The 21459-nt window shown below is 61.9% G+C and carries 16 protein-coding genes and 1 pseudogene; 3 read left to right on the top strand and 14 right to left on the bottom strand.

Features of this window, described 5'->3' with window-relative positions; genetic code table 11:
* Window positions 1-202 precede the first annotated feature (202 nt).
* A pseudogene (locus AC1D1M_RS22755) lies at window positions 203-1264 on the top strand (methyl-accepting chemotaxis protein); the annotation flags it as partial.
* Window positions 1259-2122 (top strand): methyl-accepting chemotaxis protein, encoded by an 864-nt coding sequence (locus tag AC1D1M_RS22750; protein WP_371318451.1) that lies wholly within the window; start codon window positions 1259-1261, stop codon window positions 2120-2122. The pseudogene AC1D1M_RS22755 and the gene AC1D1M_RS22750, both read left to right, overlap by 6 nt.
* Window positions 2123-2242: 120 nt before the next feature.
* On the opposite strand, the gene AC1D1M_RS22745 is transcribed toward AC1D1M_RS22750, so the two are convergent.
* The 8 genes from AC1D1M_RS22745 to AC1D1M_RS22710 form a co-directional block, all read right to left on the bottom strand.
* A complete protein-coding gene (locus tag AC1D1M_RS22745) occupies window positions 2243-2662 on the bottom strand; it encodes a type II toxin-antitoxin system VapC family toxin (protein ID WP_111280718.1) in 420 nt (139 codons plus the stop codon).
* The gene (locus AC1D1M_RS22740; RefSeq protein WP_046038645.1) at window positions 2659-2904 is read right to left on the bottom strand and encodes a FitA-like ribbon-helix-helix domain-containing protein; all 246 of its coding nucleotides are present in this window, start codon (window positions 2902-2904) and stop codon (window positions 2659-2661) included. The genes AC1D1M_RS22745 and AC1D1M_RS22740 overlap by 4 nt, the downstream gene beginning before the upstream one ends.
* Window positions 2905-2991: 87 nt before the next feature.
* Window positions 2992-4365, bottom strand: coding sequence for a DUF1329 domain-containing protein (locus AC1D1M_RS22735; protein ID WP_477777350.1), 1374 nt, complete (start codon window positions 4363-4365; stop codon window positions 2992-2994).
* Window positions 4366-4429: 64 nt separating this feature from the next.
* Window positions 4430-6385, bottom strand: coding sequence for a DUF1302 domain-containing protein (locus AC1D1M_RS22730; RefSeq protein ID WP_477777349.1), 1956 nt, complete (start codon window positions 6383-6385; stop codon window positions 4430-4432).
* Between the two features lie 60 nt (window positions 6386-6445).
* Entirely contained in the window at window positions 6446-7735 is a 1290-nt protein-coding gene (locus tag AC1D1M_RS22725; protein WP_477777348.1) for a phospholipase, read from the bottom strand.
* 239 nt (window positions 7736-7974) lie between these two features.
* A complete protein-coding gene (locus AC1D1M_RS22720; RefSeq protein WP_477777347.1) occupies window positions 7975-9543 on the bottom strand; it encodes an FGGY-family carbohydrate kinase in 1569 nt (522 codons plus the stop codon).
* 20 nt (window positions 9544-9563) lie between these two features.
* Window positions 9564-11159 (bottom strand): glycerol-3-phosphate dehydrogenase/oxidase, encoded by a 1596-nt coding sequence (locus AC1D1M_RS22715; RefSeq protein WP_477777346.1) that lies wholly within the window; start codon window positions 11157-11159, stop codon window positions 9564-9566.
* Between the two features lie 5 nt (window positions 11160-11164).
* Window positions 11165-12760: an FAD-binding oxidoreductase gene (locus AC1D1M_RS22710; protein WP_477777345.1), complete on the bottom strand. Its 1596-nt coding sequence runs from the start codon at window positions 12758-12760 to the stop codon at window positions 11165-11167.
* Between the two features lie 211 nt (window positions 12761-12971).
* Between AC1D1M_RS22710 and gliR the strand changes: the two genes are divergently transcribed.
* Complete coding sequence (gene gliR, locus AC1D1M_RS22705; protein ID WP_477777344.1) at window positions 12972-13988, top strand: AraC family transcriptional regulator GliR; 1017 nt, start codon at window positions 12972-12974, stop codon at window positions 13986-13988.
* A 15-nt stretch (window positions 13989-14003) separates the two neighbouring features.
* Here the strand turns inward: gliR and AC1D1M_RS22700 are convergent, their stop codons facing one another.
* The 6 genes from AC1D1M_RS22700 to AC1D1M_RS22675 form a co-directional block, all read right to left on the bottom strand.
* Entirely contained in the window at window positions 14004-15461 is a 1458-nt protein-coding gene (locus AC1D1M_RS22700) for an N-acyl-D-amino-acid deacylase family protein (RefSeq protein ID WP_477777343.1), read from the bottom strand.
* A gap of 1 nt (window position 15462) precedes the next feature.
* The gene (locus AC1D1M_RS22695) at window positions 15463-16323 is read right to left on the bottom strand and encodes a MurR/RpiR family transcriptional regulator (protein ID WP_477777342.1); all 861 of its coding nucleotides are present in this window, start codon (window positions 16321-16323) and stop codon (window positions 15463-15465) included.
* A 15-nt stretch (window positions 16324-16338) separates the two neighbouring features.
* Window positions 16339-17688, bottom strand: a complete 1350-nt coding sequence (locus tag AC1D1M_RS22690; protein WP_477777341.1) for a GntT/GntP/DsdX family permease — start codon at window positions 17686-17688, stop codon at window positions 16339-16341.
* 185 nt (window positions 17689-17873) lie between these two features.
* Window positions 17874-19319, bottom strand: a complete 1446-nt coding sequence (locus AC1D1M_RS22685) for a SulP family inorganic anion transporter (RefSeq protein ID WP_477777340.1) — start codon at window positions 19317-19319, stop codon at window positions 17874-17876.
* Window positions 19320-19529: 210 nt separating this feature from the next.
* The gene (locus tag AC1D1M_RS22680; RefSeq protein ID WP_477777339.1) at window positions 19530-20423 is read right to left on the bottom strand and encodes an NAD-dependent epimerase/dehydratase family protein; all 894 of its coding nucleotides are present in this window, start codon (window positions 20421-20423) and stop codon (window positions 19530-19532) included.
* 103 nt (window positions 20424-20526) lie between these two features.
* Window positions 20527-21438, bottom strand: a complete 912-nt coding sequence (locus AC1D1M_RS22675; protein WP_477777338.1) for a LysR family transcriptional regulator — start codon at window positions 21436-21438, stop codon at window positions 20527-20529.
* Window positions 21439-21459 lie beyond the last annotated feature (21 nt).

Here is a 21459-nt window from a genome sequence, read left to right as displayed (position 1 = left end):
TGCGTCGGTGACTGGTGAAACGTATGTGAAAAAAAGCTTAAAAGTGCTGTAAAAATCTTGTTACAGAAACCGTGCGGAAAAAACCTTTCAGCTCCCGGAATTGCTGCCGATACATCCTGCTTACACAGCTTGGCGGCTTCCAAAAAAAACAATCTTCCAGCCAACCGACGATAAAGAAGTACTAAGTTCCTGGAGGAATTTGATGAATAGCTGGTTCGGCAACATCAGCGTGAACCTGAAACTGGGCCTGGGGTTTGGCCTGGTCCTGGCACTGACCTGCGTCCTCGCCCTGACTGGCTGGACCAGCCTGGGCGGATTGATCGACCGCAGTAACTGGATGAGCGACATCACCCAGCTCAACGCCGGCCTGACCAAGCTGCGCGTGGTTCGCCTGCAATACATGCTGACCAACGGCGACGAAACCGCCGCGCAGAGCGTGCAGACCACCCTCGACGCCTTCTCGGCCCAGCAACAAGCCCTGCTGGCGAAGTTCAAGAGCCCGGAAAACCTCAAGCTGCTGCGCGAGCAAGGCGCCGTCATCGACGCCTACAAGACGTCCCTGGGCAAGATGCGCAACGCCTATCGCGCCGGCAACAGCGCCCGCGATGCCATGAGTGCCAACGCCGAAACCGCCAACACACTGATCAATGACATCAATACCCGCGTGCAGCAAATGCCGTTGAGCGACCAGCGCTTCGAACAGTTCCAGGCCATTACGGCTGCCAGGGAAGCGTTCCTGCTGGCCCGCTACGAAGTGCGCGGCTACACCGCCAGTACCAATGCCGAGACCGAGCAAAAAGCGGCTGGCCAACTGAACGCCGCCATCGCCAGCCTGAAACCGCTGAACGTGCATTTCGCCGACTCCCGGCAAGACGCCCTGCGTCAGCTGGAAACCGCGCTGGGCAACTACCACAGCGCCTTGCAGGCCTACAAGGCCGCCAGCAATGACGCGGTGCAAGCGCGCAAGGAAATGACCGACCAGGGCACCGCCATCGTGTCCCAGAGCGATCAGCTGTATCAGATCCAGCTCGACCGCCGCGACGCCGAAAGCGCCCAGGCGCGCACTCTGCAACTGATCAGTACGTTACTGGCACTGCTGGTGGGCGTCATTGCCGCCGTGGTCATCACTCGCCAGATCACCCGGCCATTGCGCGAAACCCTGGCAGTGGTCGATCGCATTGCCAGCGGTGACCTGTCCCAGAACGTGCTGGTCACCCGTCGCGATGAACTCGGCGTGTTGCAGCAAGGCATCGCGCGCATGGGCGTGACCCTGCGCGACTTGATCAGCGGCATCCGCGACGGCGTGACCCAGATCGCCAGCGCCGCCGAAGAGCTGTCGGCCGTGACCGAGCAGACCAGCGCCGGGGTCAACAGTCAGAAAGTCGAGACTGATCAGGTCGCGACCGCCATGCACGAGATGACCGCCACGGTGCAGGAAGTCGCGCGCAACGCCGAAGAAGCCTCGCAAGCCGCTGCGGCGGCGGACGGCGAAGCCCGTGAAGGAGACAAGGTGGTCAACGAAGCCATCGCCCAGATCGAGCGTCTGGCCAGCGAAGTGGTGCGCTCCACCGAGGCCATGAGCGTGCTGCAACAGGAAAGCGACAAGATCGGCAGTGTCATGGACGTGATCAAGGCCGTCGCCGAACAGACCAACCTGCTGGCGCTCAATGCCGCCATCGAAGCGGCCCGTGCCGGTGAGGCCGGTCGTGGTTTTGCGGTGGTCGCCGACGAGGTCCGCGGCCTGGCCCAGCGTACGCAGAAATCCACCGAGGAAATCGAAGGCCTGGTGGCCGGCCTGCAGAACGGCACGCAACAAGTGTCGGCGGTGATGAACAACAGCCGCGTCCTCACCGACAGCAGCGTGGCCCTGACCCGCAAGGCCGGCGAGTCACTGGAGAACATCACCCGCACGGTGTCCAACATCCAGTCGATGAACCAGCAGATCGCCGCCGCTGCCGAACAGCAAAGCGCCGTGGCCGAAGAGATCAGCCGCAGCATCATCAACGTGCGCGACGTGTCTGAACAGACCGCTGCGGCGAGCGATGAGACCGCCAAGTCCAGCGTTGAACTGGCGCGGTTGGGTGGTCAATTGCAGCAGATGGTCAGCCACTTCCGCGTGTGATGACTTCAGGCTCGTCCTGTAGGAGCGAGCTTGCTCGCGATGGTGGTCAACGATAACGCGTGCATTCTGAATGATCGCGGCGCTGGCAAGTTCTTCGCGAGCTCGCTCCTACAGGGGAACTCAGCTCATCCAGGGATCTATCACTTCAACACCGCTGAACTCGAAATCTCGAACATTGCGGGTGGCGATAGCAGCCCCATGACTTCGACAAATGGCGGCAATTTGCGCATCTGCCATTGAAACCGCACGCCCATTGGCTTCAGCACCTGCTGTCAGCGTTGCGTACTCAACAGCGGCATGAGCATCGAACGGCAAAATGCGTCCGGCAAAGTCCTCTTCGAACATTGCCATGGCATGGGCTTCAAGTTTTTGTTTGCGCTTGCCAGAAGGCAGGCGTGCGATGCCGTGGAGTATTTCTGCCACCGTTACCGCACTGACTGCCAGATCCATCGATGGCTGCGCATCAACCCAGGCAAGCACCCGGGTTTCAGGCTCGACTCGCATAAACTCTGAAAGAACGTTGGTATCGAGCACTATCATTCAGAAAAATCCACCGCCGTTGCTTTCTCTGAACGCTCTGGCAGATCAAGCTCGACTCCTCCGAGAGCGCTGAATCTGTTGCGGATCCTGCTTCCAAGTCCACCGGCGCGATCAACAGTCGCCAAGGCCCTGCCCAGAATCAGGCGAGCCTCTTCTTCCATGGAATGTCCGTTATGAGCCGCGGTGATACGCAACTGCTCCTTGAGCTTCTCATCAAGGTTTCTAATTGTGATGCTGGCCATGATGCCTCCTGCAATCAATGAAATCATTGATTGCAGGCTAGCACATCCTGGTAAACCAAAATCCGGCAATCTTCCGAATGGCCAATATCACCGCGTCCCGCGCTGGCGCAATGCCGACGGCATGAAGTACGCGTCTTCCGGCACCGGTTGGGCGAAGTCCACTGTGCCCGGCTCTTCGTTATCCAGGTTCTGCACGTAGTAACGACGCGCCTGCAAGTCATGGAATACGTCCAGCGCACTCCAGGTGGTGGGCAGGTCGTAGAAGTTTTTCAGGTAGGCCATCGACACCCGCCACAATTCCCCTCGCCCGTCGTATTGGTCCACCAATGCGGCGCCCCAACTGTCCTCGTCCAGAAACAGCACGCGCTTGGAATAGATATGCCGCGCCCCCGGCTTGAGCGTGCCTTCGACCACCCAGACCCGATGCAGCTCATAACGGGTGAATTGCGGGTTGAGGTGGCCCGGTGTGAGCAACTGCTCGTACTTCACCTCAGGGCTGCCGACTTTGTAATTGTTATAGGGAATGTAGACCTCTTGCTTGCCCTTGAGCTTCCAGTCGTAGCGGTCCGGCGAGCCGTTGAACAGGTCAGTATCGTCCGCCGTGCGCAGGCCGTCGGATGAGGCGATCGGGGTGTCATACGCGAGGTTCGGCGCCCGACGCACACGGCGCTGGCCCGCGTCGTAGACCCAGGCCTGACGCGGGTCCTTGAGCTGGTCCAGGGTCTCGTGAACCAGTGCCGCACCGCCCGCCAGCCGGGCCGGGCTCTTCACGAATGCCAGGTAGTAGAACAGGATGTTCTTCAGGTCGGCAAACTGCCCGCCCGGGCGGTAATAATTGAAAAGCCCCTCCTGCTGCGAGGTCACGAGCGCGAAGCTGCCATTGCGTTGTACCGGCGCTTCGGAGGCACGACGGACCACATAGATGCCGCGATAACGGGTGATGTGGTTCCACAGCACCTCGATGCCATCCTTGGGCACCGGGAATGGCACACCGCCATAGGCATCGGCAAAACCGGTCCCGCCATCGAGCAGCTTGGTCGCGGTCGCATTTTTCAAGGTGTTGTCATACAGCCACTGCGGCGCCGAGCCCGACCGGCGAGAGGGATAGACCGGCATCTGGAAGGTGTCGGGGTAGCTGTTGAACAGTGCGATCTGACCCGGGCTAAGGTGGGCCTTGTACTGTTCAAGGTTGGCCTTGGTGATGGTGAACAGAGGCTTGTCCGCCGCATAGGGGTCCAGGTGATGCTGACCAGGCTTGTAGCCCACCGGCGCCTGGGTGATACCGCCGTTCCATGCCGGAATGGTCCCGGCCGCGTTGCCGGCACGCTCGGCCCCCAGCGGCGTCAGCGTGGTTTTCAATTGCTCGGCTAGCTGGGGCGTGACCGCGGCCAGCGCGCTGCCTGCGGTCAGGCTCAGGAACAGCGCCAGCGTGGTCTTGGTCAGTCGTGAAGTGTGAAACATGATCGTTCTCCGAATTAAAGGCAGATGCACTGCACCCAGCCCGCTCCCACAGGGGGATGAGCTTTCACAAGAAGTACTTGAGGTTGAAGCCGACGTTGTCGCGGTCACGCAGGCCGTTGTCCTGCCCACCGCCGTAGAACTCGGTGTATTGCAGCTCGGCCTCCAGCCTGTTCTGGTAGTTGGCCTTGATCCCCAGGGTGTAGGCCTTACGGCCCTCGATGATGTTGCCCGCCTGATAGCTGTTGCCCTCGAAGTCATCCTTGTAGACGACATAAGGCGAGACGTTGACCCCGGCATACACGTCGTTCCAGGTACCGTTGAGCATCGCGGTGTAGCTGTAGGAGTTGCGGTTGACCTGGTCGCTGCGCTCGCCGCCGGACACATAGGAAAAGTTACCGGTGCCAGCGAAGTAACGGGTACTGCCGTCATAAGCGGTGTATTGCAGGCTGCTGCCGCGCAGGTGCTCGGACGCCAGCTCGAACACGCCGAACATCGAGTCGAATGACAGGCTCGGGCCAAAGTTGTAAATGGTGCCCATGGACGTGTTGAACGCTTCCACCCGCTCGGCATTATTGATCTGGCTGGCGAGCGTGACCTGCTGTCCGCCAATGTTGATGGTCTGGCCGGCTGCCGCTGCGGCAGCGCCGTTGGCCAGGTCGCCGATCAGGTCGTTGGTGGCGGCGATCCCGATGGGCAGGTTCGGCCGATAGGCCACTTCACCGAACACCGACGCCTGGCCCAGGGTGGTGTTGAAACTGAAACCGTACATGCGGATGTCTTCGGCGTAGCGCCGATGCGCCTGAATATTGCCCAGCACATCCACCGTCGCCAGGCCGTTGGCCAGTTGCCCCGCCTGACTGCCGGCGACACCGGCCAACAGGTTGGTCAGGGCATTCATGTCGATGCCCTGGTACCCGCCCAGATCGGCGGAAATGGTCGGCTCCTTGGCGTGGTAGTTGACCATGTACACCCCGAACTCGGTGCTGTTGAGTTCTTCTGCGATGTAGCGAAAAGCGAAGCCGAACTGGCCGTCGTTGCGCGCATTGAAATCCTTGCCGACCGTGGCCACTTTGACGGTGTTGCCAAAGGCCGGGGTGACCCCGTTGGCGTACAGGCCGGTGGTGCTCAGGGCCTGGTTGAGCAGCGGGTTGTTGCCTAGCGCGCTGTACAGATCGATGACGTTGCCGAAGCCAGGCACCGGGGTGTCCAGCGCGGTACCGCTGAAGTTGTTGTAGGCAGTGTTGCCGCCGTCGGCGAACAGGTCCGTCTGCGAGTAGAACGTGCCGACCGGGTCGATGCGGGTTTCCTTCCAGTTCGTCTGGTAAAAGCTTTCCATGGTCAGGCTGTCGGTCAGGCCGATGTTGAAGCTCAGCGCTTCCACCGGTACCAGCACCTCCTTGACTTCGGCCCCGGGCAAACGGTACTTGGCCGCATCCACCGGGTTGGTGGTGTTGATCCCGCCACGGTAGAAAATCCCCTCGCCCCAGTTGAACACCTGGCGCCCGATACGGGCGGTTACCGGCATTTGCGCAACGTCCCAGTTGCCATAGAGGTAGGCGTCGAGCATCTCCACCCGGCTGCCGGCGATATCGCGGGTCTGGTCAGTGAAGTGGTCGTCCTGCGGGAAACTCTGACTGGGTTGCGACGGATTATTGTTGCGGTAGTAATCGTTGCGCTTGTCCATCAGTTGGGTGTCATAGAACGCGGTGCCGCGCACGAACATCCCGTAGTTCTGATAGTTGGCCTCGAGCTCCGAGGTGATCTTGTACACCTCGGAAACCAGCCCGGTGTCGAAGTTGCGATTGCCGTCGTTGGTGTTGACGTCATCGTTGTTCTTGTCCCGACCCTGGACCCGCCACAAGCGGCCATAAGACAAGGTACTGTCGAATGAACCGGTGACCTGGTTGTCCAGCACGCTGAACTCCTTGGCCTGCACGCCGTCGACCGCGCACAGTTGCAGCAGCCCTGCCAGGCCCACGCCGGGAAGCGCCGCGCCAGACAGGCGAAATCGAGTGCTCATGATCCTTTCCTCTTTCCCTGGTTTTATTGTTTTTGTCTTCTGACGCCGTTGCAGCGATGGCTATGGCGCCAATCCCGCATGGGCGTAAATCCGGCTGTGGGCGCCGAAATGTCCCAGCAGTTTGAACAGCTGCCGGTTAAGTGCCGGATGGTCGAAGTCTTCGCGCTGCAGCTGATTACCGTTGCTGAAATTGCTGGTGATCGGTGCCGTGTCCAGCCACTGGCCGATGGCTTCATCAAACGCTGCGGATTGTTCGACGGACTCGGCACTCACCACTTCGCGCAGGTAGTTCACCGAGTACGGCGGATAACGGGCGTCCTGTGCAGAGTCGGCATAAGCGTCGAGCATCGGGTGTGCCTGGCCGGCGCGCAGCAGGCGACGAAGCCAGGTCGACTGATACTTCTCCACTTCCATGTGCCGGGTGGCGACCCGTTCGATGGCCGCATGCTTGTCGGCATCGAACCCGGCCAGGGCCTTACCTTCCAGCACCAGCAGGCTCGCCAGTTCGACACCCGGCAGCGGCTTGGCGTGATAAGGCTGGGTCAGGTCCTGAACGTGGTGCAGGCCCCAACCGAGAAATCGATAGCCCCAATATGAATGGCCAGTGGCAAACGCCAGTCGCGCCAAGCCCATGTACTGGTAGGCGCGCCAGTCCGGCCAACTGCGCTGAAGAAAACCGGCAGCGGCATACACCACCGGGCTTTCATGGAAGAAGCCCATATGAAAGGGCGCCTGGGAGCTGTACTGAAACCGGGCGTCGCCGAAGGGCTGCGGGCCGAAGCCGTACACCGCGCCCACCTCACCCGGGTTGTCGCTGAACAGGTTGATGTCGTGGCCATAGTCAGGCTCATCGGCGGCGCTGGCCAACACGGCCAGGGGCGCGACTGGTTCGTGGTCAGCTACAAAGATGAAGCGCTGGCGATTCCACGGTGAGAGCGTCTGCTCCACCATGACTTGATCGGCCTTGAGGTGTTCACGCTCGGGCAGATCCTTGCCCGGCATCAGCTGGATGACCATCGCCAGATGAATCCCGGGATTGATGCGCAGTGCGGTGAGGAAGTCGTGGCGCAGATTGTCCCCAGGCACGGCTGGCAATCGCAGGTTGTCGGGGCGCGGCGGGTATTGGGCAAAGTGCTCGCGGGCGAAGCGTTCCTGCTCATCCAGCAGCGCACTCACGGCCTGGTATTGCTGCGAAAGAAATTGTTCCAGCGGCTCGACTTCGACATGCGGTGCATCACGCAACGTCGGCAAATCCTGCAACGCCAGGTAGCTGCCCATCGTATGGTTCGACCAGCCCCAGGCTGTCGGGGCCGTTGCACAAAGCAGCAACAGGAGGAATTTCAGCTTCATTGCCTGGTTCTTATTGGATGTGCTGTGGGGGTTGAGCCTAACAACCGACCCTGCCCCTGACACTGTCCAATCTCACCAGAAAAGTTCTCCGATAGCGCCACATGAGGTGGCGTGAAAACACCACCGATCATTGTGGGAGCGAGCTTGCTCGCGATGGCGGAGTGTCAGTCGACATAGATGCCGAGTGATATACCGTCATCGCGAGCAAGCTCGCTCCCACAGGGTTCCCGGGCGTTTTCCTAAGCGGGGTAACCGGTAATTTTGCGGATGCTCTGGTACAACGGCTTGAGCTGTCGATACATGCGCAGGTAGACCTCTTTGTACAGTCGCTCATAGATCTGCTGCGCCTCGGGTTGCGGCATGAATACCGCACCGACCCGAGTCATGGCGGCCATCGCCGTGGGGAAATCCGCATGCAGCCCCAGCCCCACCGCGCAGCAAATGGCCGCGCCCAGGCCGGACGCTTCGTAGACGTGCGGACGCTCGGCCGGCAGGCCGAAAATGTTCGCCGTGAGTTGCATCGCGGCATCACTCTGGGAGCCACCACCGGCGACGCGCAAGCGCGTGATGGAGACCCCCGAACGTTTCTCGATCTTCTCCATGCCCTGACGCAAGGCATACGCCAGACCTTCAAGGATCGCCCGATAAATGTGCGCGCGGGTATGCACGTCGCCGAAGCCGATCATCGCGCCCTTGGCTTCCACACCCGGCTCGCGGATGCCGGGCGACCAGTAGGGTTGCAGCATCAACCCCATGGAGCCAGGCGGCACGGCGTCGACCAGCGCATCGAAGAGTTGCTCGGGCTCCACGCCCTGGGCTTTGGCCTGCTGCATTTCCCGCAGACCGAACTCGTTCTTGAACCAGCTGACCATCCAGTAGCCGCGATAAATCATCACCTCGCAGTTGAATTGATCCGGCACCGCGGACGGGTAAGGCGGAATCAACGGGACGATTTCCAGGTAGCGCGACCGGGTGCTGGTGATCGTCGCCGTGGTGCCGTAGGAAAGGCACACGGTGCCTGGGTCGACGACGCCGGAACCCACGACTTCACAGGCCTTGTCGGCACCCGCGGCGATCAGCGGCAGCCCCTCGGGAATGCCGGTGTGGCGGCTGGCCTCGGCGCTGATGTAGCCGAGGGTTTCACCGGGCTTGCGCAGGCTCGGCAGTTGCTCGGGGCGCACCGCCAGCGCCTGCCATTTCCAGTCGGCGGGTGCGGCCCAGCGCAAGCGCTTGAAATCGAACGGCAGGTAACCGACGCAGCAGCCCACGGAATCGACAAAGCGCCCACAAAGGCGATGGGTGAGAAACCCCGAGAGCAGCAAGAATTTGTCGGTCGCTGCCCAGACCCCAGGCTGATTGCGGGCGATCCAGTTGGCCTCGGCCTGGGCGCGAAAGTAGTCCACCGTGGCTTGCGCGCCGACCAGTTTGAACAGCCAGCCCCACGGTCCCTTGATGCCGCCTTTGACTTCGGCCTGGCGTTGATCGAGCCACAGGATCGCCGGGCGCAGCGCCTTGCCCTGGGCATCGACGTTGATCACGGTGCCGCGCTGAGTGGTCAGGGATACACCGGCAATCTGTGAGCGATCGATGCCGGTTTGCTGCCACAACTGTTGGCAGGCCTCACCCAGTTTTGCCCAGTAATACTCCGGGTCCTGCTCGGCCCAGCCGGGTTGAGTCGAGTAATAGGCCTGCAACTCGACCTTGCCTTTGCCCAGCAGATTGCCCTGCAGGTCGAAGAGCAGCGCGCGCACGCTCTGGGTACCATTGTCGATGGCCAACAGGTAACGCTTGTTCGGGTGGTTATCCATGGAGCTCTCTTCAATGGGCATCAATGCGCGGCATCCGGCAAACCATGATGGCGTTGCCACAACGCCCGATAACGCTGTAATTCCTGCTGCCAATGCTCATCGTCCCAGCCCAGTCGCGGCTGGCAGAGTTGGCGAATGTCAGCGAAATAATCCTCGCCTCCGCGCGGCAGCAGCAGGCCCAGACGGGTTCGGCGCAGCAGCAGGTCATCCAGGTGCAGGACCATTTCCCCATCGCAGGCAACGGCCAGTTCCGCCCACAAGGTGTCAGTGCCGCCGATGGTGTCGTGGCCCAGTTCGGTGATCAGTTGCGCCAGCCTCGGCAGGTCACGGCCATGCCGCCCGGCCAGGCGCCGCCACCGGTTGGCGCTGAGCCCCGGTATCGCCAGCGGCGGCACAGCAGCGAACACCGGCGCGGCATCATCCTTGAAGGGGCGCTCGAGCATGGTCGCGCAGGCCTTGAGCACTTCGATCGCCTGCGGGCGAAAGGTGGTCAGCTTGCCGCCGGCCAGGGTCACGCAACCAGGCTCCTGCCACAGCACATGCTCACGGGTTTCATTCGACGGCTTGTCTTGATGCTCACCCGCCGCACTGCCCACCACCGGACGCACTCCCGACCAGGTCGACAGCACATCGGCAGCGACCACCTCGGCCTGGGGGAACTGTTGGCTGCAGGCCGCCAGCAGATAGTCGAGTTCCTCGGGGCTGATGCTCGCGCTCTGGTCCAGATCGCCCTGATGATCGAGGTCCGTGGTGCCGACCACCGTGGCACCCTCCCAAGGGAAAACGAACACCGGTCGACGGTCGCGTTCGTGCAGGAAGGTGAAGGCTTGCGCCACTGGCAGGCGCCAGCCCGGCAACAATAGATGACTGCCACGCAACGGGCGCAACTGGCGAGGGGCATCGGGCAGGCGCAAGCGCTCGGCCCATGCGCCGGTGGCCACAGCCAGCACACCACAACGCAATGTCAGTAATCCGCCATCCTCGCAGTCTTCGACCTGAACCCCGCAAACGCGCCCCTCTTCACGCAGCAATTGCTGTACGCGCACGCCGTTGAGCACCACGGCGCCGTCAGCCCGGGCCTCGCCCAGTACGCGCATCACCAGACGGGCATCATCGGTCAGCGCATCGACAAAACAGGTGCCGCCCAGCAGGTCATCTTCCTTCACCCCGGGCGCCAGATAACGCAGTTGTTGCGCGTCATGGAAGTGATGGCTGCGCCGCCCGGCCAATGCGTCATAGATGGACAGCAAACCACCCAGCACCCGAGGTCCGGGAAAACCGCCACGGTAATGCGGCATCATGAAACTCATCGGCTCCACCAGCCCCGGCGCTTCGTCGAGCAGGCGCTGGCGTTCGCGGACCGAATCGCGGGTCAGGCGCCACTGGCCCTTGGCGATGTAGCGCAAACCGCCATGGACCATTTTCGAGGAGCGGCTGGAGGTGCCCCAGGCGAAATCGCGCTGCTCCAGCAGCAGGCAACGCCACCCTCGGCGCGCGGCTTCGCGCAGGATACCGGCGCCGCTGATGCCGCCGCCGATGACGATCAAGTCCCAGGTTTCATCCACCAACGTCGGCAGCACCCGCTGTCGCCACGCCGCGTTCCAATCCAGGCTCATGGCCGTCACTCCTGCAACAGCGTGCCAGGGTTCAGTCGCCCGGCCGGATCAAAATGCCGACTCAGTGCCTGCAGGGTTTCCATCGCCAGTGCGCCCTTTTCCCGCCGCAGGTACGGCGCGTGATCCTTGCCCACGCCATGCTGGTGACTGATGGTGCCGTGGTTGTCGACGATGGTCTGGCTGGCCGCCTGCTTGAGTGCCTGCCAGCGCGCCAGGGTGGCGGGGTAGTCCGCCGCCGGGCGAAACACATAGGTGGTGTAGATGCTCGATCCTTCGCCGTAGACATGGGAAAGGTGGGTGAAGACATGCACCCGCTCGCCTTCGGCAGCCAAGGCATCGCGCAGGCTGTTTTCGACCAGCGTGAGCAGGTTATCGACGTTGCTCCAGTCAGTGGCCGTTTCCAGGGTGTCCACCACATAACCGGCGTTCCACAGGTTTTCGCGCAGGTAGGGAAAACGAAAACGGTTCTGCGCCCACTTCTTGCCGAGCAAGGTGCCAGTAAACACCCCGCCGAACGCCTTGAGGTGCTGCCGGGCCTGACGCAGGGACAGCGCGTTTTGCCGACGATTGCCGGTCACGCCGAACGTCAGCAGGCATTTGCCCTCACCGGCGCCGCGCAGGGCCAGGTACTTTTCCAGCCAGGCGATCTGCTGCGGGTGACCGGCCAGCGCCAGCTGGGTTTCGGTTTCCACCGCGTTGGACAGGCGCAGCATCGACAGCGGCACGCGCGCCTGGGCCAACTGGCGGATGGCTTGCAGCGCCTTGGGCCAATCGGGCAGAAACACCCCATAGAAACGCTCATCGGCGGGCAGTGCGCTAACCCGCACCTTCACCTCGGAAATGATCCCGAAACGGCCCTCACAGCCCAACACCACCTCGCGCAGATCGGGCCCGGCCGCCGAGGCCGGAAAGGAGGGAATCTCCAAAGGTCCGGCAAAGGTTTCCAGGGTGCCGCCGGCGAACAGTTGCTCGATCCGCCCATAGCGCAACGACTGCTGGCCACTGGAACGGCTGGCGACCCAACCACCCAGGGTCGACAGCTCCCACGACTGCGGAAAATGCCCCAGGGTGTAACCACGGGCGCGCAACTGACTTTCCACCTGCGGTCCACTGGTGCCGGGGCCGAAGGTGGCCAGCAGGCTCTCTTCGTCGAGGTCCAGCAGGCGATTCATGCGGGCCAGGGAAACCGTCACCACCGGCCGCGCGGAACTCGGCGGATTGATGTGACCGGCCACCGAGGTGCCGCCGCCATAAGGAATCAGGCACAGGTCCTGTTCATGGGCGAGCAGCAGTAACTTGCGAATCTGTTCAGCGGTCTCGGGATAGGCCACGGCGTCGGGATAATTCCCCAGCGCGCCCTCACGCAACGCCAGCCAGTCCGGCAGGCTCTGACCGCGAGCATGCAGCAAGCGATCATGGGCATCCACGCTGTACAAGAAGTGTTGCTGCAACCGCGAGGCGGGCACGCGGGCCAATGCCGTCTCAAGTGTCGCGTCGGGCAGCGCTCGACCGTCACCTACCCGCCGGGCGAGAAAACTCGCGCCCTGGGCCGGCAGTTCGACCACCGTGGTTGCATCTCCCCAGCCGTTCCAGCGTCGCATGCGTGTGTCCTTTTGCGGTTCTGATCAGTGATATTTCAGGCCCCCCATACTAGTCAGCCGCCCGAAAGTGTCACGGTCGCATCCGGCCAGTTCGAGTAGCCAATTGAGTCAAACGTCGCGCAGGCGTCAGCCATTTACTTTAGCCGTGGTTTCAAATTACCTTTCAGGGCATTCATCCGCGCACGCGGGCCTTGATCAAAGGAATACGATCATGCAATCCCTGGGCTTCACTTCAGTTCCGCCGCTGCTCAAATACCTGCGTCATGCCGAACAACTGGGCATGGCCATCGAGCCTGCGTTGGCGGCTGCCGGGTTGCAGGCACAGCAGTTGAGTGACAACAGCCTGCGGTTGCCGGGTGAAGCCCATGAACGGCTGCTCGATTACTTCTGCGAACACTCGGGCGATGCATTGTTCGGTCTCAACGCCGCGCACTTTGTGTTGCCCAACTCCTGGAGCGTGCTGGGTTACATCACCATGAACTGCGCGACACTGGGCGACGCCATGAGCCGCATCATGCCGTTCGAGAAGCTCGTGGGAGACATGGGCGTCAGCCGCGCCGAGGTGCAAGGCAGCGACGTGCACCTGATCTGGACCTGCCGCCATCAACGCCCGCGAATTCGCCGGCACCTGGTGGAAAACGTGCTCGGTTCCTGGCTGCAATACGCGCGCTGGATCGCCGACACGCAAATGTCGCCGGCCGCCGTCTGGCTCGAACATGCCCGTCCGGCCGACACGACGCTGGCAGAGTACGAGCAGTTCTTCGACTGTCCGGTACTGTTCGACCAGCCCTATTCGGCGCTGATTGTCCCGTTGCCGTATTTGCAGTTGCCATTGCGCCAGGCCGATGCACAATTGCTGCGCACACTGGAAGAACATGCCCAGGGGTTGATGGCCACACTGGAGGACGCGTCGCTGGAACAGCGGGTCAAAAGCATCCTGCGAAAGTTGCTCAAGGAAGGTCTGCCACGCAAGGAGCAGGTGGCCGAGCATCTCGCCGTGTCAGTGCGCACGCTGCAACGCCAGCTGCATCTGGCCGGTACGTCGTACCAGCAGATCCTCGATGACCTGCGCCAGGAGCTGGCCGAACATTACCTGCTCAACAGCACCCTGCCGATCCAGGACATCGCCCAGTACCTGGGTTTCACCGAACCCCGCTCGTTCCACCGCACGTTCAAAAGCCGGCGCGGGATGCCACCCGGCGAGTTTCGCCAAACCCACCGGGTTTGACGCAGTCCTCGAAACTCACTGAAAACCCGTGCGCAAATCCCCTTCCCGGGCCAGGAACCGCCCTTCCCTGCGCCCGTTGGCCTGGCCGTCGCGGTAACTCAACACACCGTTGACCCATACCCCCTCGATGCCTTGCGCCGCCCGCTGCGGGTCGTTGAAATCGGCGACATCGCGGATAGTCGCCGGATCGAACAACACCAGGTCCGCCCAATGGCCTTCGCGTATTTCACCGCGCGCCTTCAAACCGAAGCGAGCCGCCGACAGCCCGGTCATCTTGTGCACCGCGGTGTGCAACGGGAACAGTCCGACGTCACGGCTGAAATGTCCGAGCACCCGAGGGAATGCGCCCCACAAGCGTGGGTGTGGAAACGGGTCTTCCGGCAAGCCGTCGGAGCCGACCATCGACAGCGGATGCGCAAGGATTCTGCGGACATCCGCCTCATCCATTCCGTAGTACACCGCACCGGCCGGTTGCAGTTGGCGAGCGGCCTCCAGCAACGACACATTCCACTCGGCGGCGATGTCCATCAGGTCGCGACCGCCCATTTCCGGGTGCGGGGTCGACCAGGTGATGGTAATGCGGTGGGCATCGGTCACCTGCTTCAAATCCAGCGTCGAAGAACTCGCCGCATACGGATAGCAATCGCAGCCCACCGGATGGGTTTTCGCGGCCTGTTCGAGTGACGCCAACAGTTGCGGACTACGCCCCCAGTTACCGGCGCCAGCGCATTTGAGGTGGGAAATGATCACCGGGCTTTGCGCATGACGACCGATCTGGAACGCCTCGTCCATGGCTGCCAGCACCGGTTCGAATTCGCTGCGCAAATGGGTGGTGTAGACCGCCCCGAACGCGGTCAACTCTTCGGTCAATTGCATCACTTCATCAGTGGATGCCGAGAAGGCGCTGGCATAGGCAAGGCCGGTGGACAGGCCCAAGGCGCCGGCCTCAAGGCTCTCGCGCAATTGCTCGCGCATCGCGTTGATTTCATCCGCCGTGGCGGTGCGGAACAGGTCGTCCAGATGATTGCTGCGCAACGCCGTATGGCCGACCAGCGCGGCAACGTTCAGCGTGGTGTTCGCCGCTTCGACCGCCGCGCGGTAATCGCGGAAGCTCGGATAAACGAACGCAGCGGCCGTGCCCAACAGGTTCATCGGGTCCGGCGGATCGCCGCGCAAACTCACCGGTGACGCACTGATCCCGCAGTTGCCGACGATGACCGTGGTCACACCCTGGCTGAGCTTGGGCAGCATCTGCGGCTGACGAATCACCACGGTGTCGTCATGGGTGTGCACGTCGATGAAACCCGGCGCCAGCACATGGCCCTGCGCATCGATTTCCTCGCTGGCGCGGGCATCGCGCAAGTCGCCGATACGCTCGATGCGCCCGTTGAGAATGGCCACGTCGGCGGGGTATCCGGGGCTGTTGCTGCCGTCGATGATCAGGGCGTTGCGAATCAGCGTGTCGTACTGCATGTCAGTCTCCCAGCGGCAAGTGATCGTCGCCGCCGCGGTATTCGTCGAGGGCGAGTTTGATCCGCCGCAGACGTTCTTGATTGTCTTCAGGATTGGCCAACGCCAGCTCGGTGGCGAGCACATCGATGGCCAGCAGCATGCCGTAGCGCGCCGCCGTGGGTTTGTAGATGAACGAGGTTTCGGCACTTTGCAGCGGCAGGACGATGTCGGCCAGTTGCGCCAGCGGAGAATCGGCCCGGGTGATTGCCAGAATGCGTGCGCCGTAGTTGCGCGCCAGCTCCACCGTTTCAATCAGCTCCGGGGTGATCCCGGTCAACGAGCAGACAATCACCACCTGTTCGGCACTGAGGCTGGCGGCGGTGACGCGCATCATCACCGCATCGTGGCACACCGCGATCGGATAGCCGAGGCGCACCAGGCGCACCTGCAGTTCATCGCTGCACAGGGTCGAGCAGCCGCCCACGCCGAAAGCGTGAATCATCCGCGCCTTGCCCAGCAGTTTCACCGCATCGGCGAAACGCGACTCATCGAACGCCGCCAGGTGCTGGCGCAAGGTCGACTCGACGTCACTCACGATCTGCCCATAGAACGCCGACTGCTCGGGCGTGCCCGCCGGGTCGAGAAATCGGCTGCCCACGCCACTGGCCTGGGCCAGTTGCAAGCGCAAGTCACGCAGGTCCTTACAGCCGACCGTACGGGCGAACCGCGACAGCGTGGCGCTGCTGACCTCTGCCCGCAGCGCCAGTTCATCGAGACTGGCGGAGGCGGCAAATCCTACGTCGTCGAGCATCAGGCGGGCGATACGTCCTTCACCGGCGCTGAAGGAATCCTGGCGGGCGCGGATCTGGTAGAGGATGTCCATGGCGGGCGGCTCCGGTTAAATCAGGTAAGAAAGACCAACGGTCAACGCGAAAGCAACGACCGAGATCAACGTCTCGAGCACGGTCCAGGTCTTGAAGGTCTGGGTCACTGTCATGTTGAAGTATTCCTTGATCAACCAGAAGCCGCCGTCGTTGACGTGGGAAAAGATTACTGAACCGGCGCCAGTCGCCAGCACCAGCAACTCCGGATGGGGATAACCCAGACCAATGGCCACGGGAGCGACCACGCCTGAAGCGGTGGTCATGGCCACAGTGGCAGAACCGGTGGCGATGCGCATCAGCGCGGCAAACAGCCAGCCCATCAACAGCGGCGACAAATGAAATTCGTGGGCCAGGCCGACGATCTGGTCAGTGACGCCGGCGTCCACCAGAATCCGGTTCAAACCACCGCCGGCGCCCACCAGCAGCGTGATGCTCGCGGTCGGCGCCAGGCATTCGTTGGTGAACTTGAGGATCGATTCGCGGTTGAAGCCCTGGGCCAGGCCGAGGGTCCAGAAGCTCAGCAATGTGGCCAGCAACAGCGCGATCACCGAGTTGCCGATGAACAGCAGGAACTGGTTGAAACCACTGCCCGGCGTGGAAATCAGATTGGCCCAGCCGCCAATCAGCATCAGTACCACCGGCAACAGGATGGTCGCCATGGTGATGCCGAAACCCGGCAGGCTGTCGCGCGGTTCACGCTCAAGAAACTGTCGTTCCAGCGGGTTTTCCGCCGGCAATTGGATGCGCGGCACGATGAATTTGGCGTACAGGGGACCGGCGATGATCGCCGTCGGAATGCCGATCAGGATCGCGTACATCAACGTCTGCCCCACCGACGCCTGATACACCTGCACCGCCAGCATCGCCGCCGGGTGCGGCGGCACTAGCGCATGCACCACCGACAACCCGGCGACCATCGGCAAACCGACCATCAGGATCGAGACGCCAACCCGCCGCGCCACGGTGAACGCAATCGGCACCAGCAGCACGAAACCGACCTCGAAGAACAGTGGCAGCCCCACCAGGAATGCAATGCACACCATCGCCCAATGCGCGTTCTTCTCGCCAAAACGGTCGATCAAGGTCCGCGCCACCTGCTCGGCGCCACCGGACTCGGCCATCATCTTGCCGAGCATGGTGCCCAGCGCCACCACCAATGCGATATGCCCCAGGGTCTTGCCGACCCCGGCCTCGTACGCCCCCACCACACCCGACGGCGGCATGCCCGCCACCAGCGCCAGGCCGATGGAAATCAGGGTGATGACAATGAACGGGTTGAGTCGGTAACGGGCGATCAGAACGATCAGTGCAATGATGGCGATGGCGGCATACACCAGCAGCCAATAGCCGAAGGACAGGGTCATGCGGTACTCCTCGAGAGGGTCACGTCGAAATATTTGTGAAACTCTTAAAACATTTCGGCAGGTGATTTTCAAACGAGGTGAAAGTAATTTTCGTGCAGAGGTAAGGGGTGTCGCACAGAGGTATGAGTTGTCGCAAATAATGAAAATCAGGCAGGCGGATTTTCATCGCGCCTGCCTGTTTGATTTCAGTCGTGCTGCATCCGGGCACGCTTGAGCAATTTCTTGCAGCGCTCGGACAAATGCAGCACCCGCAGGTGCTTGCCGGCCTTGTTATAGCGCTCGCGCAAGGTGCCCAGTGCGGCGATGGCCGAGTAGTCGACAAAACTCAGGTGCTGGCAATCAAGTGTCACTTGCGCCGGGTCATTGGCCGTATCGAACTGATTGAGAAACGGTGTGGTCGAGGCGAAGAACAGCGTGCCATGCACCCGATACAGCTTGCTGCCGTCGTTCTCCAGATGACTGTCGGCATACAGCTGACGCGCCTGCTGCCAGGCAAAGTTCAGCGCCGCAATGATGATGCCGCAGAGCACCGCGATGGCCAGATCGGTGAAAACGGTAATCACCGTCACGGCGATGATCACCAGCGCATCGTTCAGCGGGACCTTGTTCATCACCCGCAGCGAGGCCCAGGCGAAGGTCTGTTGCGCCACCACGAACATCACCCCGACCAATGCAGCCAATGGAATGCGCTCGATCAGCGGCGACAGAAACAGGATGAACAACAGGATCGACACCCCGGCCACCATCCCGGACAAGCGCCCGCGACCGCCGGAGCTGAGGTTGATCACGGTCTGGCCGATCATGGCGCACCCGCCCATGCCACCGAACACACCGGACACCAGATTCGCCGCCCCCAGCGCCACGCACTCGCGATCCGGGTAGCCACGGCTCTCAGTGATTTCGTCGGTGAGGTTCAGGGTCAACAGGGTTTCCAGCAACCCGACCAGCGCCATCAGGATCGCGTAGGGCGCGATGATCCGCAGGGTGTCCAGATTCCACGCAATGTCCGGCAGCGCCAGCGTCGGCAAGCCACCGGCAATGTGCGCCATGTCGCCCAGGGTGCGGGTCGGCAGGCCAAGCAGATACACCGCCAGGCCCACGCCGAGAATCGCCACCAACGCCGGCGGCACCGTACGGGTCAGGCGCGGCAGCACATAGACAACGGCCATGGTCACCGCGACCAGCCCGATCATCATGTACAGCGGCGTACCGCTCAACCAGGTCTCACCGCTCTTGAAATGCTCCATTTGTGCCAGGGCAATGATGATCGCCAGGCCGTTGACGAAACCGAGCATCACCGGGTGCGGCACCATGCGCACCAGTTTGCCGAGCTTGAGCAGCCCGAACGCCATCATGATCAACCCGCCCAGCAACACCGTGGCCAGCAGATACTGCACGCCGTGTTGCACCACCAGCGCAACGATCACCACGGCCATCGAGCCGGCCGCGCCGGACACCATGCCCGGTCGCCCGCCGAACAGCGCGGTCAGGGTGCAGATGATGAACGCGCCATAGAGCCCCATCAGCGGATTGAGATGCGCCACCAGCGCGAAAGCGATGCATTCGGGCAACAGGGCGAAGGAAGTGGTAAGCCCGGCCAGGACATCGGCGCGTAGACGTTTTGCTTTCATGGGGAACCGCACACAGGGAGAGACGAAAAAGAGTGTGCGGATGTTACGGAAATGCAGTCAGACCGACCAGTCGTTGTGCCTGCGCAAACGCCATCGCGAGCAAGCTCGCTCCCACAAGGGATCTGTGTCGAACACAAAATCCGTGCCCTATGCAGATCAAATGTGGGAGCGAGCTTGCTCGCGATAGCCGCAACTCGGTCTAAAGCGAACTCACACCATCTCGTCGCGAATCCACTCCACGACCGACGTGCGCTTCGGCACCCAGCCCAACAGTTCCCGAGCCTGCTTGCCGCGCACCCGACTGTTGGAACCCAGGCCATAGTTGGCCATTTCATAGCCCCACTCGGCTTCCGCGTCCTTGAGCGCCCAGTCTTGCGGTTCGCCCAGGTTCAACGCCTGGGCCATGGCGGTGGTCATGTCGATGAATGACGCTTCACCGCTTTCGACGAAGTAGAAGGTGCCCGGTACGTTTTCAGTCAGCGCCAGCAGGTATAGCGCAACCACGTCCTCGATGTGCACATTGGACCAGATGTTCCGGCCCGTGCCGACGTGGCGCACCACGCCGCTTTTGCGCGCCTGTTTGAGCAGGCGCGGCAGCTGCACGCTGTCACGACTCACGCCCAGGCTGTGGCCGTAGATCAACGTATTGCAGATCACCGCCGAGTTCACCCCGTCCATGGCCGCCGCCAGGATCAGGTTGTCGATGGCCACGCGCGCAGCTTTGTCGACTGTCGGTTCCGGCAGGTTGTCTTCGAAGTAGATGACATCACTGGATTTACCGCCCGAGGCATCACCGACAATGCTCGAACCGCTGGTGTGCAGGAACACTTTGCCAGCACCGCGCAGGGCATCGAGCAAGGCTTCCACCGCACCACGATGATCACTGCTGGCCGCGTTGATCACCGCGTCGGCAGCAAGCGCCTGATCGGCCAACAGCGCGTGGTCGTCCAGCGTACCGATCACCGGGATGATGCCCAGTGCGCGCAGTTCATCGGCTTGTTCGGCGCTGCGTACCAGACCGGTGACGTTGTGGCCGGCCTGGACCAGGCCCGTGGCGATGGAACCGCCGATAAAACCGGCAGCGCCGGTAACGAATACGTTCATGGAGAAACTCCCTGCGTTGATCAGTGATGCAAGGAGTATCAAGGAGCGATCACAGCCGAAAAATGCCCTCTGACCCAATTCACTTTTGCGCAGGAATCACGAATCAGCCCTTGAAATCTGCGCTCGCATAATCGGCCAACTTGCCCTGGATAAAGTCCAGGAAGCATTGAATCCGCAGGGCCAGCTGCGAGTTACGGTAGTACACCGCGTTGATCGGCTGGCGATAGCCGCTGTTGAATTCGGCCAGCAACACTTTCAAGCGTCCGGCACGAATGTCCTCGATGGTCATGAAATGCGACAGGCTGGCGATGCCCTGGCCGTCCAGTGCGAGATGGCGGATGGTCTCGCCGCTGGAGGCGCTGATCGACGCCTGGATTGGCCAGCGATCGCCATGCACATAACGCAGTGGCCATTGGTTGAGGCCTTCGTTCTGGGTGAACCCCAGCAGCGTATGGTTGGCCAGGTCTGCCACGGCTTGCGGTGCGCCGTACTTTTCCAGGTACGCCGGGCTGGCGACGATGTGCAGCGGGCTGCAACCCAGGGAGCGGGCATGCAGCGTCGAGTCGGTCAGGGTGCCGATGCGAATGGCGATGTCGGTGCTCTGCTCCAGCAGGTCGATGATCAAATCGTTGCTGTTGAGTTCGAGCTGGATGTCGGGGTAAAGCCTGCGGAATTCATCGATGTAGGGCACGATGGCGTGCAGCATGAAAGGCGATGCCGCGTTGATCCGCAGTCGCCCGGACGGCGTTTTCTGGCGTGAGGACAGGCGCTCTTCGAGCTCGTCCATCTGATCGAGAATGCGCTTGGCGTGTTCGAAGAAGTACTTGCCCTCTTCGGTCAGGTCCATGCGCCGCGTGGTGCGATTGATCAGCGTGGTGTCGAGCTTGGCCTCCAGCCGCGACAGCGTACGACTGACCGCCGAAGGCGTTTGCCCGACCTGCTCGGCCGCCGCAGAAATCGACCCGCATTCAATCACGCAGACGAAAACCTGCAATTCATCGGATCTGGCTTTCACGTGTGTCCTCGTTTGCGAATC

Source organism: Pseudomonas sp. P1_F7 (genome assembly GCF_056405655.1).
This window is presented reverse-complemented; position numbering and strand designations above follow the sequence as displayed.

Coding starts and splice junctions, on each gene's coding strand:
- AC1D1M_RS22750 (WP_371318451.1), top strand. CDS start 1,259: ATGGGCGTGACCCTGCGCGACTTGATCAGCGGCATCCGCGACGGCGTG.
- AC1D1M_RS22745 (WP_111280718.1), bottom strand. CDS start 2,662: ATGATAGTGCTCGATACCAACGTTCTTTCAGAGTTTATGCGAGTCGAG.
- AC1D1M_RS22740 (WP_046038645.1), bottom strand. CDS start 2,904: ATGGCCAGCATCACAATTAGAAACCTTGATGAGAAGCTCAAGGAGCAG.
- AC1D1M_RS22735 (WP_477777350.1), bottom strand. CDS start 4,365: ATGTTTCACACTTCACGACTGACCAAGACCACGCTGGCGCTGTTCCTG.
- AC1D1M_RS22730 (WP_477777349.1), bottom strand. CDS start 6,385: ATGAGCACTCGATTTCGCCTGTCTGGCGCGGCGCTTCCCGGCGTGGGC.
- AC1D1M_RS22725 (WP_477777348.1), bottom strand. CDS start 7,735: ATGAAGCTGAAATTCCTCCTGTTGCTGCTTTGTGCAACGGCCCCGACA.
- AC1D1M_RS22720 (WP_477777347.1), bottom strand. CDS start 9,543: ATGGATAACCACCCGAACAAGCGTTACCTGTTGGCCATCGACAATGGT.
- AC1D1M_RS22715 (WP_477777346.1), bottom strand. CDS start 11,159: ATGAGCCTGGATTGGAACGCGGCGTGGCGACAGCGGGTGCTGCCGACG.
- AC1D1M_RS22710 (WP_477777345.1), bottom strand. CDS start 12,760: ATGCGACGCTGGAACGGCTGGGGAGATGCAACCACGGTGGTCGAACTG.
- gliR (WP_477777344.1), top strand. CDS start 12,972: ATGCAATCCCTGGGCTTCACTTCAGTTCCGCCGCTGCTCAAATACCTG.
- AC1D1M_RS22700 (WP_477777343.1), bottom strand. CDS start 15,461: ATGCAGTACGACACGCTGATTCGCAACGCCCTGATCATCGACGGCAGC.
- AC1D1M_RS22695 (WP_477777342.1), bottom strand. CDS start 16,323: ATGGACATCCTCTACCAGATCCGCGCCCGCCAGGATTCCTTCAGCGCC.
- AC1D1M_RS22690 (WP_477777341.1), bottom strand. CDS start 17,688: ATGACCCTGTCCTTCGGCTATTGGCTGCTGGTGTATGCCGCCATCGCC.
- AC1D1M_RS22685 (WP_477777340.1), bottom strand. CDS start 19,319: ATGAAAGCAAAACGTCTACGCGCCGATGTCCTGGCCGGGCTTACCACT.
- AC1D1M_RS22680 (WP_477777339.1), bottom strand. CDS start 20,423: ATGAACGTATTCGTTACCGGCGCTGCCGGTTTTATCGGCGGTTCCATC.